This window comes from Streptomyces spinoverrucosus, assembly GCF_006539505.1.
In the GTDB taxonomy this organism is placed as follows: domain Bacteria; phylum Actinomycetota; class Actinomycetes; order Streptomycetales; family Streptomycetaceae; genus Streptomyces; species Streptomyces spinoverrucosus.
Genome location: NZ_BJND01000008.1, coordinates 215,770 through 231,283 on the forward strand (window position 1 = coordinate 215,770; position 15,514 = coordinate 231,283).

The 15,514-nt window shown below is 71.8% G+C and carries 15 protein-coding genes; 9 read left to right on the forward strand and 6 right to left on the reverse strand.

The window, feature by feature from the left end; translation table 11 throughout:
- Positions 1 to 108 precede the first annotated feature (108 nt).
- The 3 genes from SSP24_RS07070 (at position 109) to SSP24_RS07080 (ending at position 3,236) form a co-directional block, all read left to right on the forward strand.
- Entirely contained in the window at positions 109 to 1,269 is a 1,161-nt protein-coding gene (locus SSP24_RS07070) for a PP2C family protein-serine/threonine phosphatase (protein WP_229864884.1), read from the forward strand.
- 140 nt (positions 1,270 to 1,409) lie between these two features.
- Complete coding sequence (locus tag SSP24_RS07075; RefSeq protein WP_141307932.1) at positions 1,410 to 2,117, forward strand: response regulator transcription factor; 708 nt, start codon at positions 1,410 to 1,412, stop codon at positions 2,115 to 2,117.
- Between the two features lie 3 nt (positions 2,118 to 2,120).
- On the forward strand, positions 2,121 to 3,236 hold the full coding sequence (locus tag SSP24_RS07080; RefSeq protein WP_141307934.1) for a sensor histidine kinase: 1,116 nt from the start codon (positions 2,121 to 2,123) through the stop codon (positions 3,234 to 3,236).
- A gap of 135 nt (positions 3,237 to 3,371) precedes the next feature.
- Here the strand turns inward: SSP24_RS07080 and SSP24_RS07085 are convergent, their stop codons facing one another.
- Complete coding sequence (locus tag SSP24_RS07085) at positions 3,372 to 4,817, reverse strand: sensor histidine kinase (RefSeq protein WP_141308240.1); 1,446 nt, start codon at positions 4,815 to 4,817, stop codon at positions 3,372 to 3,374.
- 5 nt (positions 4,818 to 4,822) lie between these two features.
- Complete coding sequence (locus SSP24_RS07090; RefSeq protein ID WP_280527078.1) at positions 4,823 to 5,512, reverse strand: response regulator transcription factor; 690 nt, start codon at positions 5,510 to 5,512, stop codon at positions 4,823 to 4,825.
- A gap of 164 nt (positions 5,513 to 5,676) precedes the next feature.
- Here SSP24_RS07090 and SSP24_RS07095 point away from each other — a divergent pair, with 164 nt between their 5' ends.
- The 6 genes from SSP24_RS07095 (at position 5,677) to SSP24_RS07120 (ending at position 11,134) form a co-directional block, all read left to right on the forward strand.
- Complete coding sequence (locus tag SSP24_RS07095; protein ID WP_174864615.1) at positions 5,677 to 7,014, forward strand: ferredoxin reductase family protein; 1,338 nt, start codon at positions 5,677 to 5,679, stop codon at positions 7,012 to 7,014.
- 27 nt (positions 7,015 to 7,041) lie between these two features.
- On the forward strand, positions 7,042 to 7,749 hold the full coding sequence (locus tag SSP24_RS07100) for an FMN-binding protein (RefSeq protein ID WP_141307936.1): 708 nt from the start codon (positions 7,042 to 7,044) through the stop codon (positions 7,747 to 7,749).
- A 1-nt stretch (position 7,750) separates the two neighbouring features.
- Positions 7,751 to 8,470: an FAD:protein FMN transferase gene (locus SSP24_RS07105; RefSeq protein ID WP_229864883.1), complete on the forward strand. Its 720-nt coding sequence runs from the start codon at positions 7,751 to 7,753 to the stop codon at positions 8,468 to 8,470.
- Positions 8,471 to 8,655: 185 nt separating this feature from the next.
- Positions 8,656 to 9,786, forward strand: a complete 1,131-nt coding sequence (locus tag SSP24_RS07110) for an ABC transporter ATP-binding protein (RefSeq protein WP_141307938.1) — start codon at positions 8,656 to 8,658, stop codon at positions 9,784 to 9,786.
- A complete protein-coding gene (locus SSP24_RS07115; protein WP_141307940.1) occupies positions 9,783 to 10,469 on the forward strand; it encodes an ABC transporter permease in 687 nt (228 codons plus the stop codon). Before SSP24_RS07110 ends, SSP24_RS07115 begins: the two co-directional genes overlap by 4 nt.
- On the forward strand, positions 10,466 to 11,134 hold the full coding sequence (locus SSP24_RS07120; RefSeq protein ID WP_141307941.1) for an ABC transporter permease: 669 nt from the start codon (positions 10,466 to 10,468) through the stop codon (positions 11,132 to 11,134). The genes SSP24_RS07115 and SSP24_RS07120 overlap by 4 nt, the downstream gene beginning before the upstream one ends.
- 7 nt (positions 11,135 to 11,141) lie before the next feature.
- Here SSP24_RS07120 and SSP24_RS07125 read toward each other — a convergent pair whose 3' ends face one another.
- From SSP24_RS07125 to SSP24_RS07140, 4 genes are read right to left on the reverse strand one after another with little or no spacing between them, the layout of a single operon-like run.
- The gene (locus SSP24_RS07125) at positions 11,142 to 11,741 is read right to left on the reverse strand and encodes a GTP-binding protein (protein ID WP_141307943.1); all 600 of its coding nucleotides are present in this window, start codon (positions 11,739 to 11,741) and stop codon (positions 11,142 to 11,144) included.
- The gene (locus SSP24_RS07130) at positions 11,728 to 12,153 is read right to left on the reverse strand and encodes a DUF742 domain-containing protein (RefSeq protein WP_141307945.1); all 426 of its coding nucleotides are present in this window, start codon (positions 12,151 to 12,153) and stop codon (positions 11,728 to 11,730) included. Before SSP24_RS07130 ends, SSP24_RS07125 begins: the two co-directional genes overlap by 14 nt.
- A gap of 34 nt (positions 12,154 to 12,187) precedes the next feature.
- Positions 12,188 to 12,664 carry a roadblock/LC7 domain-containing protein gene (locus tag SSP24_RS07135; RefSeq protein WP_141307947.1) on the reverse strand — a complete coding sequence of 159 codons (477 nt, stop codon included), beginning with the start codon at positions 12,662 to 12,664 and terminating at the stop codon, positions 12,188 to 12,190.
- Positions 12,661 to 15,186 (reverse strand): sensor histidine kinase, encoded by a 2,526-nt coding sequence (locus SSP24_RS07140; RefSeq protein WP_141307949.1) that lies wholly within the window; start codon positions 15,184 to 15,186, stop codon positions 12,661 to 12,663. Before SSP24_RS07140 ends, SSP24_RS07135 begins: the two co-directional genes overlap by 4 nt.
- Positions 15,187 to 15,514 lie beyond the last annotated feature (328 nt).

The window sequence follows — 15,514 nt, forward strand, 5'->3', positions numbered from 1 at the left end:
TATCACCCATTTAAGGTGTTCTGTGTGGCGCGATGGCTTCAGTCGTTTCGAAAACCTCCGACGGTCAGTGCCGTCGGCCGTACGAACACGCCCATACCGGGACCTGGCGTGTCGTCGCGGCTGACGGCGCTGCGGTCGACCGTGGCCGGGATCGGGACCACGCTCGACGAGGAGACCACCTGCGTCGAGCTCACCAAGGTGGCCGCCGAGAAGACCGGGGGCACCGCGGCCATCGTGCGGCGCGGCGAGGAGGGCGAGGCGGAGTACGAGGCGGTCAGCGGCGACCGCACGCTCCTGCCCGACCTGCGATGGGCAGTGGAGGTGGCGCGCCGGGCGGACAGCCGGGTCGGGCACGAGCGGCGCGGCCCCGCGCTCTGCGTGCCCCTCGCCAGCGGCGAGGACCGCTTCGGCGTCCTGGTGTGCGTCCGGGGCTACGGGCCCTTCACCCCGTCGGAGACGGACATGCTGGCGCTGCTCGCCGAGCGGGCCGCCTCGCACATCCGGCACGCCCGGGAGCACGACCGGATGAGCCGGATCGTCGGCGATCTCCAGCGCGCCCTGCTCGCCGAGCCCGGCCGGCCGCACCCCAACCTGGACGTCGCCATCCGCTATCTGCCCGTGGGGCACCGCGCCCTGGTCGGCGGCGACTGGTGCGAGACCGTCCGGCTGCACTTCGGGCGGACCCTGCTCGTGGTCGGCGACGTGATGGGCCATGGCCTGGAGGCGGCCGTCGACATGACCGCCTACCGTTCCGCCCTGCGCTACATCGCCTCCGCCGACCTCCCGCCGCACCGTGTGCTGCGCCAGCTCGACGACATCGCCTCCAGCGAGTCCGACCGTCGTCCTGCCACCTGTCTGATCGCCCGCGTCGACCCCGTGCGCGGTCAGGTCACGCTGGCCAGCGCCGGTCATCTGCCGCCCGCCGTGATCGACGGCAAGGGCGACACCTCGCTGCTGGCGGTGCCGGTCGGCCCGCCGCTGGGCACGGGGCTCGGCGGCTACGAGCCGGCGACGTTCCAGCTGGACTCCCAGGAGACGCTGCTGCTGTTCACCGACGGGCTCGTGGAGCATCGCGGCGAGGACATCGACCAGTCCCTGGACCGGCTGGCCAGGCTGCGCTTCACCTCCTCGGAGAGCGTGGAGACCATCATCGACACCGTCCTCGCCAACCTCGACGCCCGCCACGCGGAGGACGACGTGGCCGTCCTGGCGTCCCGGCTGCGGCACCGGCCGCACGCCGAGGAGGAGAGCGCGGCGTTCGGCATGTGAACGCCCCGTCCTGCGGAGCGTTTCTCACGCCCCTCCTGAGGAGCCCTTCTAAACGCCCCTCCTGAGGAGCCTTTCTTACGGATCGGGGACATCCGGGGGCGCCGGTCCCGCACCCGCGCGCGGAGTGCGAGGCTGGCGGCATGGAACAGCAGTCGTACGGGGCCCGGGTCCTGGTCGTCGACGACGACCCGACCGTCGCCGAGGTGGTCTCCGGGTATCTCGACCGGGCCGGATACGTCGTGGACCGGGCCGGTGACGGCCCCGACGCGCTGGCGCGGGCCGCCGCGCACTGGCCGGACCTGGTCGTGCTGGACCTGATGCTGCCCGGCATGGACGGACTGGAGGTGTGCCGGCGGATGCGCGTACGCGGCCCGGTGCCGGTGATCATGCTCACCGCGCGCGGGGACGAGGACGACCGCATCCTCGGCCTGGAGGTCGGCGCCGACGACTACGTCACCAAGCCCTTCAGCCCCCGCGAGCTGGTCCTGCGAGTGGAGTCCGTGCTGCGCCGGACCCGGCCCGCACCGCACTCCACGGGCACCCTGAGCGCCGCCGGGCTCACGGTCGACCCGGCCGCCCGGCGCGCCGCCAAGAACGGGGCGGAACTCGCCCTCACCATCCGGGAGTTCGACCTGCTCGCGTTCCTCCTGCGGCACCCGGGGCAGGCGTTCAGCCGGGAGGAGCTGATGCGTGAGGTGTGGGGGTGGGACTTCGGCGATCTGTCGACGGTGACCGTCCATGTACGGCGGCTGCGCGGGAAGGTGGAGGACGATCCGGCCCGGCCGCGGTTCATCCAGACGGTGTGGGGCGTCGGCTATCGCTTCGACGCGGGCGACGGGGAGGCGTGAGCCATGCGGGACACCCTCCTCATCGCGCTGTTCGCCTTCCTCGGCGCCGCCGCGGCCGGGCTGCTGGGCGCCGGGGTGCTGCTGCTGATCCGGCGGCGCTCGCTCACCGAGCACATCACCGTGGTCGCCGCCGTCGCTGTCGGCGCGATGTTCGCCGGCACGCTCGCGGTCGCGCAGGCGATGTTCCTGTCCGCGCACGACCTGACCGTCGTGACCACCGTGGTCGCGATGGCCGCCGTGGTCTCCCTGGCCACCGCGCTGCTGCTGGGCCGCTGGGTCGCCGCCCGCAGCCGCGCCCTCACCCTCGCCGCCCGCTCCTTCGGCGACGGCGGCGACTTCACCAGCCCCGACGGCCCCGCCACCGCCGAACTCGCCGCACTCAGCCGCGAGTTGGAGGCGACCAGCCGCAAGCTCGCCGAGTCCAGGGACCGCGAGCGCGCCCTGGAGAGCTCCCGGCGCGAACTGGTCGCCTGGATCTCGCACGACCTGCGCACCCCGCTCGCCGGACTGCGCGCCATGTCCGAGGCGCTGGAGGACGGCGTCGCCGCCGACCCCGACCGCTACCTCCGCCAGATCCGCGCCGAGGCCGAACGCCTCAACGACATGGTCAGCGACCTCTTCGAACTCTCCCGCATCCACGCGGGCACCCTGGCGCTGAGCCCGAGCCGGATCTCGGTGTACGACCTGATCGGCGACGCCCTCGCGGGCGCGGACCCGCTCGCCCGGGAGCACGGCGTACGGCTCGTCGGCGACCGGGTCGAGCCGGTGCCCGTCGAGGTGGACGGCAAGGAGATGAGCCGGGTGCTGGGGAACCTGCTCATCAACGCGATCCGGCGGACGCCCGCCGACGGCACGGTGGCGGTGGCCGCCGAGCGCTCGCCCGACGGCGGGGTCGTCCTGTCCGTGACGGACGGCTGCGGCGGGATACCGGAGGAGGACCTGCCGCGCGTCTTCGACACCGGCTGGCGCGGCACCGACGCCCGGACGCCACCGGCCGGGGCCGGGCTGGGACTCGCCATCGTGCGGGGCATCGTGGAGGCCCACCACGGGCGGGCCGCCGTACGCAATGTCTCGGGCGGCTGCCGTTTCGAGGTGACGCTGCCGATGGCGGACGTCTGAGGCGCGGCACGTGACCGGGCGGTGCGACTGCGCTCCGCTGGGAGTGCCGCGGTATGCCGTCGATCGTCTGCGGCACCGTCGTGGCTGGTCGCGCCCACGCGGCGGAGCCGCACATCGAGAGAGCCCCGCGCCCCTTCAGGGCGCTACGCCCGCCGGCAGCCGGACCGTGAACACCGTCGCCCCCGGCTCGCTGGTCAGCTCGATCGTCCCGCCGTGCGCCCGCACCAAGGAGTTCGCCACCGCCAGGCCGAGTCCGCTGCCGCCGCGGTCGCGGCTGCGGGCCTTGTCGACCCGGTAGAAACGGTCGAAGACGCGTTCCCGGTCGGCGTCCGGTATCCCCGGACCCGCGTCGGAGACCCGCACCAGCGCCGCCCCGGCCGTGACCGAGACCGCCACGCACACCTTGGTTCCGGCCGGGGTGTGCACTGCGGCGTTGGTGAGCAGGTTGTCCAGCACCTGACGGATCCGCTGCGGATCCAACCGCAGTGCCACCGGCCGGTCCCCGGTGGTCACCGTCAGCGGATGGCCCGGGTGCGCGGCGCGGAAGGCGTCGGCGGCCTGCTCGACCAGCTCGACAAGATCCGCGTCCACCAGCCGCAGCGGCGTCTCCACCTCGGCGGCGTCGAGCCGGGCGAGCAGCAGCAGGTCGTCCAGCAGGAAACCCATCCGGGCGGCCTCGGCCCGCAGCCGCGCCAGGTGCTTGTCCCGTTCCTCGGGCGCGTTCGCGGCCGCGTACTGGAAGAGGTCCGCATAGCCGCGTACCGACATCAGCGGCGTCCGCAGCTCGTGCGAGGCGTCCGCGACGAACCGGCGCAGCCGCTGCTCGGCCTCGGCGCGTACGGCGAGGGAGTCGTCGATGTGCTCCAGCATGGTGTTGAACGCCGTGCGCAGCTCCTCCACCTCCGGGCCGCCGCCCCGGCGGTCGGCGCGCAGCGGCAGCCGGGCCGCGGACTCGGTCAGATCGTGCGAGGCGATGCCGTGCGCGGTGTGCGCCATGTCGCTGAGCGGTTGCAGCCCGCGCCGCAGCATCTTCCGGCCGAGCACCACCAGCGCCAGCAGCGCCAGCCCGAACGTGACCACCTGGATCGTGATCAGCTGCCCGACGGTGTCCTCGATGCCGTCCATGGGAGCGGCGCTGACCAGGACCACCCCGGGCTCGACCTCGCAGGCGCGCAGCCGGTAGGCGCCCGCGCCCTTGATGTGTTCGGTGCGCAGCAGCTCCGTGTGCGCGGCGGCCTGGGCACGGGCCAGGGCGGTGAAGTCGTCGACGTCCGCCGGCAGGTCGGCGGGGTCCTCGGGCTTGCGGAGCACGGCGGCGCCGTCCGACACGTCGTACACGGCGTAGTACCAGCTGTAGTACTTCTTGCCCGCGAGCGTGCCGTAGTTCGCGATGTTCTTGGACTGGGCGATCTGGGCCTGTGCCAGCTGTGTGTCCAGCTGGGCCGACAGGTAGTCCCGCATGTACGTCGTCAGGGCCGTGCCCACCACGGAGAACACCACCAGCGACAGCGCGCCCAGCCCCAGCGCCAGCCGGGTGCCCAGGCGCAGCCTGCCGTAGTCGTGGCGCAGTCGGCCCAGCACGCGCCTCACTTGGCGGCCTGCCGGATCACATAACCGAAGCCCCGCACGGTGTGGATCAGCGGTTCACCGGTGTCGTCGAGCTTGCGCCGCAGCCGGCTCACGACCAGCTCCACCACGTTGGAACGGCCGCCGAAACCGTACTCCCACACATGATCGAGGATCTGCGCCTTGGTGAGCACGGTCGGCGACTTGCGCATGAGGTAGCGCAGCACCTCGTACTCGGTCGGCGTCAGCGTCAGCAGCCGCTCGCCGCGTCGCACCTCACGGGTGTCCTCGTCCATGGTGAGGTCCCCCACCCGCAGCACCGACCGCTGGAACCCGGGCCCCGCGGCGCGCCGCAGCACCGTGCGCAGCCGGGCCATCAGCTCCTCGACCGCGAACGGCTTCACCAGGTAGTCGTCCCCGCCCCGGGTCAGCCCCGCCACCCGGTCGGAGACCGCGTCGCGCGCGGTGAGGAACACCACCGGCACCATCGTCCCGGAGCGGCGCAGCCGGTCGAGCACGCCGAAGCCGTCCACGTCCGGCAGCATCAGGTCGAGCACGACGATGTCCGGATGGAACTCGGCGGCGCGGCGCAGCGCATCTTCGCCGGAGTTCGCGGTGACCGCCTCCCAGCCCTCGTAGCGGGCGACCGTGGCGACGAGGTCGGCGATGGGCGGGTCGTCGTCCACGACCAGCAGTCGTACTTTCTCCACCCGTTCATAGTGCGGCACCGGCCGTCCGCCGCCAGACCCGGTCACCATGCGGACGCACATCGATATCCACTTGAAAGTTGTACGACAGGGAAACGACAGCTGCGGCCAGCCAAGCTCGGTGTCGCAAGGCCCCGACCAAGACCCCGACCAAGGAGTTGCCGTCCGTGACGACCGTCCAGTCGCCTGCCGCGCCCGTCGCGGCGATACGTCCCAAGGTGGTGGCCCGCACCGGCCTGTACGCCGTGCTGGCCGCCAACGTGGCCGTGGTCACGTACTTCTTCGTCCAGGCCGGGTTCGCCTCCAACGCGCTGATCGTCCTCGGCCGTCTCGCCGGGCTGTACGGCGCCCTCCTCATGGCCTTCCAGCTGGTGCTGGTGGCCCGGCTGCCCTGGTTCGACCGCCGGATAGGCATGGACCGGCTCACCCTGTGGCACCGCTGGATCGGTTTCTCGCTGCTGTGGACGCTGCTGGCCCACGCGGTGTTCATCACCTTCGGCTACGCCGACTCCTCCGGCCTGGATCCGGTCAACCAGCTCGTCGACCTCGCCGAGACGGTCGAGGGCGTGCTGCGGGCGGTGGTCGCGCTGGTGCTGATCATCGTGATCGGCACGGTCTCGGCGCGGTTCGCCCGACGCCGGCTGGCCTATGAGACCTGGCACTTCATCCACCTCTACACCTACATCGCCGTCGTCCTGGCCTTCTCCCACCAGGTCGCGGTCGGTACGACCTTCGTCGCCTCGCCGGTGGCCACCGGCTACTGGTGGACCCTGTGGACCGTCGCCCTCGGCTCGGTGTTCGTGGGCCGCCTGGTGCTGCCGCTGTGGCGGAACTGGCGCCACCAGCTGCGCGTCTCGGCCGTCGTCCCCGAGAACGACAACGTCGTCTCCGTCTACGTCACCGGCCGCGACCTCGACCGGCTGCCCGCCCGCGCCGGCCAGTTCTTCCTGTGGCGGTTCCTGACCCGTGGCCGCTGGTGGCAGGCCAACCCCTGGTCGCTGTCGGCCGCGCCCGACGGCCGCTCCCTGCGCCTGACCGCCAAGGCCGTCGGCGACGGCAGCGCCGGCCTGCGCCACCTCAAGGTCGGCACCCGCGTCTTCGCCGAGGGCCCCTACGGCGCCTTCACCACGATGCACCGCACCCGGCCGGACGCCGTGCTGATCGCCGGCGGCGTCGGCATCACGCCGATGCGGGCCCTGCTGGAGGAACTGCACGGGCACGCCGTACTGATCTACCGCGTGACCACCGACCAGGACGCCGTGCTCTACGACGAACTGCGCGAACTGGCCCACGCCAAGGGCGCCGAGCTGTACCTGGTCACCGGCCCCGCCGAGCCGGACCGGCTGTCCAAGGCCGAACTCGCCCGACTGGTGCCCGACATCGCCGAACGCGACGTCTATCTGTGCGGACCGCCCGGAATGACCCGCGGGGTGCTGCGCAGCCTGCGCGAGCTGGGCGTGGCCAAGGCGCAGATCCACCACGAGCGCTTCAGCCTGGCCGGCTGACGGACCGACGGGAAACGAGGAACCACCGTGAAACGAGCACTGCCTGTCCTGGCCCTGACCGTCGCGGGCCTGATCCCGGTCTGGCGCTACGCGCCGTCCCAGGCCACGACGACCACCGAGGCGACCCAGCCGGCCTCGACGCCCTCCTCCTCAAGTTCAGGGAACTCCACCTCGCGCGTCGTCGCGGGCTCGACGGTGAACACCGAGAAGGGCCCCGTGCAGGTGGAGGTGACCTTCGAGGGCGGTGAGATCACGGCCGTACGGATGCTGCAGCAGCCCGACCACCCGCAGACCACGGCCGCCGTCCCGACGCTGATCGAGGAGACGCTTCAAGCCCAGAGCGCGGACATCGACTCGGTGTCGGGCGCGACGATCACCAGCGAGGGCTACAAGGAGTCGTTGCAGGCCGCGATCGACGCGCAGGCCGCGGCGGCGGCTTCGGCAAGCCCCTCCGGGAGCGCTTCCGCAACGGAGTCCGAAGTCGTCGCGGGCCCGACGGTGAACACCGAGAAGGGACCTGTGCAGGTCGAGGTGACCTTCGAGGGCGACGAGATCACGGCCGTGCGCATGCTCCAGCAGCCGAACCACCCGCAGACCACGGCCGCCGTGCCGACGCTGGTCGAGGAGACGCTTCAGGCCCAGAGCGCGGACATCGACTCGGTGTCCGGTGCGACGATCACCAGTGAGGGTTACAAGGAGTCGTTGCAGGCCGCGATCGACGCGAAGGGCGCCTGACGTGCACCGCGTCGAACATGTCATGGGCTTCCCGGTCTCGCTGCGGATCGACGACGAGCACGTGCCCGAGGGGCTCGCGGACGCCGTGTTCGCCTGGCTGCGCGATGTGGACGAGCGGTTCAGCCCGTTCAAGGCGGACAGCGAGGTGTCCCGGCTGGACCGGGGCGAGATCGGCCTCGGCGAGGTCAGTGCCGACCTCGCCGAGGTGCTCGACCTGTGCGAGGAGTACCGGCTCGCGAGCGGCGGCGCCTTCGACGCCCGGCTGCCCGGCCGTGGCCTCGACCCGTGTGCGGTGGTCAAGGGGTGGTCCGTGCAGCGGGCGGCCGAGCTGCTGACCGGCGCCGGGGTGCGGCGGTTCTGTCTGAACGCCGGGGGCGATGTGGTCGTCGGGGGTGGTCCATGGCGCGTGGGGGTACGGCATCCCGAACACGCCGATCAGGTGTGCACCGTGCTGGAGTTGACCGACGGGGCGGTGGCGACGTCCGCGTTGTACGAGCGGGGCGAGCACATCGTCGACGGGCGCACGGGGCGTCCGGCGAGCGGTCTGCTCAGCGTCACGGTGGTCGCCCCGACGCTGACGGAGGCGGACACGGCGGCGACGGCGGCGTTCGCGATGGGGGCGGAGGGGGTTGCCTGGGTGGCCGGGCGGGAGGGGTGTGAGGTGTACGCCGTGGACGTGGGGCGGAGGGTGCGGAGGACTGCTGGGTTGCCGGTGGCCTAAGAGCTCGGGTTGCCAGGTCGTCGTGCGGCTGCGGGTTGTGTGTGGCTGGTCGCGCAGTTCCCCGCGCCCCTGGGGGCGTTGCCCGCCCCTCGGCCGCAACGCAACCGGTCTAGACTCTCCCCGCAACGGCCCGCCCCCAGGCGTGAGCGGGCGGCGACTGCCACACCCGAAGGGCGTTCGGCGTTTTGATACGGATAGATTCAGTCACCAAGCGGTATCCCGACGGCACGGTGGCGGTCGACCGGCTGTCACTGGAGATACCCGACCGTTCGATCACCGTCCTCGTCGGACCCTCCGGGTGCGGCAAGACCACCACCCTGCGGATGATCAACCGGATGGTCGAGCCCAGCGAGGGCAGGATCCTGCTCGACGGCGTCGACATCATGCAGCAGCCGGTCAACACGCTACGCCGGTCCATGGGATACGTCATCCAGAACGCCGGCCTCTTCCAGCACCGTACGATCGTCGACAACATCGCCACCGTGCCCCGCATGCTCGGCTGGGGCAAGGACGTGGCCCGCTCCCGGGCCCGGGAGTTGATGGAGCGGGTGGGACTGGACGCCTCGCTCGCCAAGCGCTACCCCTACCAGCTCTCCGGCGGCCAGCAGCAACGCGTGGGCGTCGCCCGGGCGCTCGCCGCCGATCCGCCGGTGCTGCTGATGGACGAGCCGTTCTCCGCCGTCGACCCTGTCGTCCGCAAGGGACTGCAGGACGAACTGCTTCGGATCCAGGAGGAGTTGGGCAAGACCATCGTCTTCGTCACGCACGACATCGACGAGGCCGTCAAGCTCGGCACCATGGTCGCCGTGATGCGCACCGGCGGCCGGCTCGCCCAGTTCGCCCCGCCCGCCGAGCTGCTGTCCAACCCGGCGGACGACTTCGTCGAGGACTTCCTCGGTGCCGACCGGGGCATCCGGCGGCTGTCCTTCTTCCCGTCCGCCGGACTGGAGCTGCTCACCACGCCGATCGTCGCCGTCGACGCCACCGCCGAGCAGATCGCCGCTCGCGGCTCGGCCGACGTCCCCTATCTCCTCGTAACGGATCTGGACGGCAGGCCACTCGGCTGGAGCGAGCCGCGCGACCTGACCGCCGGGCAGATCGAGCCGGAGCGACTGCTGCCGTACGGGCGGCCGTTCGTCGCCGAGCGGGACTCGCTGCGGGCCGCGCTCGACGGTGCCGTGCTGTCACCCACCGGCTGGGCCGTCGCCGTGGACGGCGAGGGCCGGGCGGCCGGGGTCGTCTCGCAGCAGACCATCGGCGAGGCGATCCGCGGCGCGCACGCCGCGGCACCCGTCGATGCGAAGGCCGGGCGATGAACGGCCTCTTCGACCTGCCCAGCGACCTCCAGAACAGCTACTGGGGCCTGATCGCACTGCACCTGCGCGAGGCAATGATCCCGGTGCTGGCCGGACTGCTCGTGGCGCTGCCGATCGCGCAACTGTGCGTACGGCTGCGCTGGCTGTACCCGCCCGTGCTGTGGGTGACGACCGTGCTGTACGCGATCCCGTCGCTCGCCTTCTTCGTCGTCCTCATCGACTACACCGGCCTGAGCGAGACCACGGTGATGATCCCGCTCGCCGTCTACAGCCTGGTGGTGTTCGTCCCGGCGATCGTGGACGGCGTCCGCTCGGTGCCCCGCGAGACCCTCGACGCCGCCACCGCCATGGGCTTCGGGCCCGTACGCCGCTATGTCCAGGTGCAGTTGCCGATCGCCGCGCCCGCGATCATCGCCGGGCTGCGGGTGGCGTCGGTGTCGAGCATCTCCCTGGTCAGCGTCGGCATGCTGATCGGCAACCAGGGCGCCCTCGGCAACCTGCTCAACAGCGGCATGATCTACAACCAGCCGCGACTGATCTGGCTCTCCGTCGTCGGCACGGCCGTCCTCGCCATCGTCGTGGACGCCGTGCTGATCGGCCTGCGGATCCTCGTCACGCCCTGGATGCCGCGCGGCACCCGTAAGAACGCGCGCCCGATCGCCCTGAAGGACGCCGCCCGGTGAACGTACTGAACTTCATCAACGCCTTCTTCAGCGACAACGCCCACTGGCAGGGCTACGACGGCATCCCCACCCGCGTCCTGGAACACATCCAGTACACGCTGATGGCGCTCGGCATCGCCGCCGCCGTCGGACTCCCCATCGGCCTGCTGACCGGGCACACCGGGCGCGGCGGCAACACGCTCGCCCTGATCGCCACCGCCGCCCGCGCGCTGCCCAGCTTCGGCCTGATGGTGCTGATGTTCGTGCTGCTCGGGCTCGGTCTGGCACCGGTGATGATCCCGCTGGTCGTGCTGGCGATCCCGCCGGTCCTCGTCACCACGTACGAGGCGATGCGCTCGGTCGACCCCGCCCCCGTGGACGCCGCGCGAGGCATGGGCATGGCCGAGGCCGAGGTGCTGTTCCGGGTCGAACTCCCGGTCGCGCTGCCGCTGATCCTCAGCGGTCTGCGCTCGGCGGCCATCCAGATCGTCTCGACGGCCACCATCGCCGCGTACGTCAGCTTCGGCGGCCTCGGCCGCTACATCGTCGACGGCCTCTACCAGCGGGACTACGAGAAGGTCGTGGGCGGCGCCACGCTGGTCGCCGTGCTGGCGCTGGCGACGCTCGGCGTGTTCTGGGCGGTCGGACGCCTCACGGTGTCCCGCGGGGTCCGCCGCAGCGGCTGACCCCGCCTCACCCCTCGGTGCGGGCCAGCGCCAGCTCCAGTACGACGAGCAGCGCGTCCCGCACCGAGCCGCGCTCCCGGGCGTCGAACACGACGACCGGGGTGTGCTCGGCAACGTCGAGCGCCCAGCGGACCTCCTCCAGCGCGTGCTCGACCTTCCCGTCGAAGGCGTTGATCGCCACCGCGAACGGGACCTGCCGGTGCTCGAAGTAGTCCACGGCCGCGTAGCAGTCGTCCAGCCGGCGGGTGTCGACGATGACCAGCGCGCCGACCGCGCCTTCGACGATGTCGTCCCACATGAAGCCGAACCGGTCCTGTCCCGGCGTACCGAACAGATACAGCTTCAGCGTCGGGTCGATGGTGATGCAGCCGAAGTCCATCGCGACCGTGGTCGTCGTCTTGCGCGGGGTGTGCGACAGATCGTCCACCCCGGCCGCGACCTCCGTGATGGCGGCCTCGGTGGTCAGCGGCTCGATCTCGGAGATGGAGCCGACGGCGGTGGTCTTTCCCACGCCGAAGCCGCCCGCGATCACCAGCTTCACCGGCAGCGGCGGCCGTACGGCACTCTGCGCGGCCACGCCGACGGCGAGCGGTTCAGTCGGTGTCACGGAGTACCCCCCGGGAGTCGGGGATGGCGCGGAGGCCATCGATAACCCTTCGCAGGACGGACGCGTCATGGGTGACGGCGGCGTTCGGCACGTACACCGCCAGATGCCCGGCGGTGCGCAGGTCCTCGGCGAGGACCCGGACGACGTTGAGGTGCAGCCGCAGCAGCGCGGCGATCTCCGCGATGGACTGGGGCTGCTTGCAGACGGAGACGATGTCGTGCTGCTCGAAGGAGAGCCGGTCGAGCGCGTCGAGGCCCTCGGCGGTGGTCACCACCTGGGTCTCGACGGGCATCGTCCGGGCGGACGCGGCCTCGCCCCCGCCCGCCACCCGGCCGGCGGTGACGAGGAACGGCCGCACGGCGGGGACGGGGCCCACGGGGGCCGGGTCCGGGGGCGTCGGGTCGTCCGCCATGGGGTGTCTTCCTCCTCGACCGGGCGGTGACCGGTCAGCCCGTCGACGCGACGCCGACGCTGTTCTTCAGTTCGAGCACGAGCTGCGGGCTGAGCGCGGCACCGGCGCGGTTGGCGAACAGCGTCATCTCGTAGGCGATGTTGCCCAGCTTGGCCTCCTTGTCGGCGACCACGCCGAGCACGGCGCCGCTGCCGATCGCGGAGACCAGGACGTGACCGCCCTCCAGGTCGATGATGACCTTGTTCAGCGCGCCGAGGCCGTAGTTGCCGGAGGCGCCGGCGGCCAGGCTGGTGAGGCCGGAGACGATCGCCGCCAGCCGCTCGGAGTGCGCGCGCTCGCGCAGCTGTGCGACGGCGATCAGCAGTCCGTCGGAGGACACCGCGATGGCGTCCACGACGCCCGCGGTCTCGGTCGCGAAACGGTTGAGCAGCCATGTGAAGTCGGCTGCGGCGGCCCGCAGTTCGTCCGGCGTGGTGCCTCCCGTCGGAGTACCACCTGTCGACGTGCTCACTGCTCCGCTCCTTCCGGGAGGTGCTGGGGGTCTTGCGAGTCGTGCGTGTCGCTGTCGAGCGGTCCGCGGTTGTTTCCGTTGCTGCTCAGTGCCCGGCTTTCGCCGTCGTCGCGTCGGGCGTCCCGATGGGCGCGTTCCACGGCCGCCTCGAACTCCTCCAGGGCGTCGCGGACGGCTTCGGCGTCGGCGGGCGCGGTGGCCTGTCGCGCGGCCCGGCGCTCGGCCTCGGCGCCGACGGTGGTCCGCAGGGTCGCGCCACGGACGCGGCGGCGCAGCGGGCGGGCGCCGTTCGCGGGCGTCTCGGTGCGGGCCCGGGGGATGAGCGGGGAGTCGGCGTCACCGGCTGCGGGATCGCGCCGGGGGACCCGGCGGGGGAGCGGGGTGGAGTCGTCGTGTCGCTCAGGCGTGGTGTCCGCCGCGGCGTCCACGGGGTCTGCGGACAGGGCCGGTGCGGCGGCCGAGGGCTGCGGCCCGGACGCCGCCTCGGGAGTCATACGGTCTCCCGTCGTGCCGCCGGACGCCCCGTCGCCGTTGCCCGCCGAACCGCCGGAGGCCAGCGCGCTCATCGTCAGCAGCAGCGTCGACGGAATGCCGACCTCGGCCGTGACACCGCCGCCGGGGGTACGGGAGAGGGTCACGCCGATCTCCCAGCGGCGGGCCAGGTTGCCCACCACGAACAGGCCCAGCACCTTGGTCGGGACCAGGTCGAGGCGCTCGCGGCGGATCAGGCGGGCGTTCTCCTCGGCGAGTCGCTCGGCGCTCATGCCGAGGCCGTGGTCGGCGATGGTGATCGTCGCGCCCTCGTCACCGGTCCGGACGGTCACCTCGACGGGGCTGCCCGCGGGCGAGAACGACACGGCGTTCTCCAGCAGTTCGGCCACCATCAGCGTGAGGTCGCCGACGATGTCCGGCTCGACCATGATCTCGGTACCGGCGTGCAGTTCGACCCGCTGGTAGCCCTCGATCTGGCCGAGCGCGGCCCGTACGACGTTGGTGAGCGCGGTCGGCCCGCCGTCCAGGACGGTCTCGCGGATACCGGCGAGCAGCATCAGGCTGTCGGCGTTGCGGCGCAGCCGGACCGCGATGTGGTCGATGCTGTAGAGCCGTTCGAGCAGGGCGGGGTCGGTCTCGCCGCGTTCGACGGCGTCGATGAGGGCGAGCTGGCGGGTGGTGAGGTTGCTGACCCGGCGGCCGACGTTGCCGAACATCTCGGCGACGTTGCGGCGGCTGAGCACCTGCCGCTCCAGCAGCGCGGCCGCGGTGGTCTGCACCTGGTTGAAGGCGTCGGCCAGGTCGCCGATCTCGTCCTTGGCGGTGACCGGGATCTCGCGCAGCCGCGGCGGCGCGTCGTCCTCGGTGTCGTCGTCGGCCACGCGCGCCAGCTCACGCCCGGCCACGTCGGCGACCTGCCGGGCGGCACCGGTCAGTGCCTGCACCGGACGGATCACCGAGCGGCGTACCGTCACCGACAAGAAACCCCACAGCAGGAAGCCGAACACGGCGAGACCCAGCAGCCAGGCGGCGTTCCACCAGGCGTCGTTGGAGGCGTCGTCGGCGCGGTCGGCGATCTGGTCGATGAGCGAGCCGGTGATCCCCAGCCGGGTGTCGGACTGCTCGCGGTAGGCCGGGTAGTTGGACAGGGCGAGGGTGAACTTCGCGCGGAGCACGCTCGGCGTCGTGGCCTGCAGCGCGCTCGGGTCGATCTGCAGCTCGGCGTACTGCCGCAGGATGGTCGCCTGGGCCGGGTTGTGCTCGATGCGGCGCAGTTCGGCCGCCTGCTCCTCGGTGGCGAACCGGCCGAACCGCTCGGCCTGGTGCTCGTACAGCTCGTAGGCGCCGACCGCGCTGATGAACTCGATGAGCGCGTTGGAGTCCCCGGTCGAGGCCGAGAACACGCTGGTCTCGAACGAGCTGTGGGCGGCGTCGGCGCGCAGCAGGGAGTCCAGCAGATTGCCGGTGAAGGTGGCCGCGAGGGCCTGGTTGCGGTCCAGGCCGAGGCCGTCGATCACGCCCTTGGCGGCGTTGTAGTAGGCCGGGTCGATGTTGTCGGCGGGCAGATAGCCCTGCTCGATGGTCCGGCGCAGACTGCTCAGGCCGTTGACCTCCCGCAGCGCCTGCGCCTCGGTCTCCGGCAGCCGGTCGCCGAACGTGGCGCGCACCTTCTCGACCTGGGTGTCGACCTCCCGTTGCGCCGTCCGGTAGTCGGTCAGCGAGGGCTTGGCGCCGCTGCCGCCGGCCTCGTACCGCACGGACAGCAGGATGGCCTGCTGGTGCTCGGTCTCCACCCGGTCGACGAGTTCGGCGACCTGCGCGCTGTCCCTGACGAGGGCGGCGGCCTCGGCCGCGCTGCGGGCCTGCGTGACCTGGCCGGAGATGAGATACGTGAGCAGCACCGCGAGTCCGGCCAGCGGCACGCCGACCAGGACGTTGAGCTTCTGACGGAACGGCCGGCGATCGGCGAAGCCGCGCAAGCCACCCCGGGCCGGCCCGGGGGAGGGCGCGCCCACCTCGTTCGTGGACACCGAGCCTCCTTCGTGGGGTGTCGCACCGCGCGTGGGTCAAACGCGCGTGTCCGTTCGCGTGTCGTTTCCGATCGGCTTCGGCCGGTGTACGACGACACCGGTGCGGTTTGTGTCACCGCTGTGACCGGAGGGCAACTGCGGTGAGACTATCGCCTCTTGGGAGGGCGGATCGCACCACTCCAAGTCAAGAATCCGTTACAACCTGCTCCTCGGAGCGCGGAAATCGTTCGCGCCTCCTTCACAACTGGTCACTTATTGAAGCCGATTGGTGACCTGGCTGCTCTTGACTGAGTGAGAACGGGCTGGATTGGATCAGTGAGTGCGGTGT

What these genes read in the sequence shown, in the direction of transcription:
- SSP24_RS07115 (WP_141307940.1), top strand. Translation starts at nt 9,783, where the DNA reads ATGAACGGCCTCTTCGACCTGCCCAGCGACCTCCAGAACAGCTACTGG.
- SSP24_RS07080 (WP_141307934.1), top strand. Translation starts at nt 2,121, where the DNA reads ATGCGGGACACCCTCCTCATCGCGCTGTTCGCCTTCCTCGGCGCCGCC.
- SSP24_RS07075 (WP_141307932.1), top strand. Translation starts at nt 1,410, where the DNA reads ATGGAACAGCAGTCGTACGGGGCCCGGGTCCTGGTCGTCGACGACGAC.
- SSP24_RS07130 (WP_141307945.1), bottom strand. Translation starts at nt 12,153, where the DNA reads ATGGCGGACGACCCGACGCCCCCGGACCCGGCCCCCGTGGGCCCCGTC.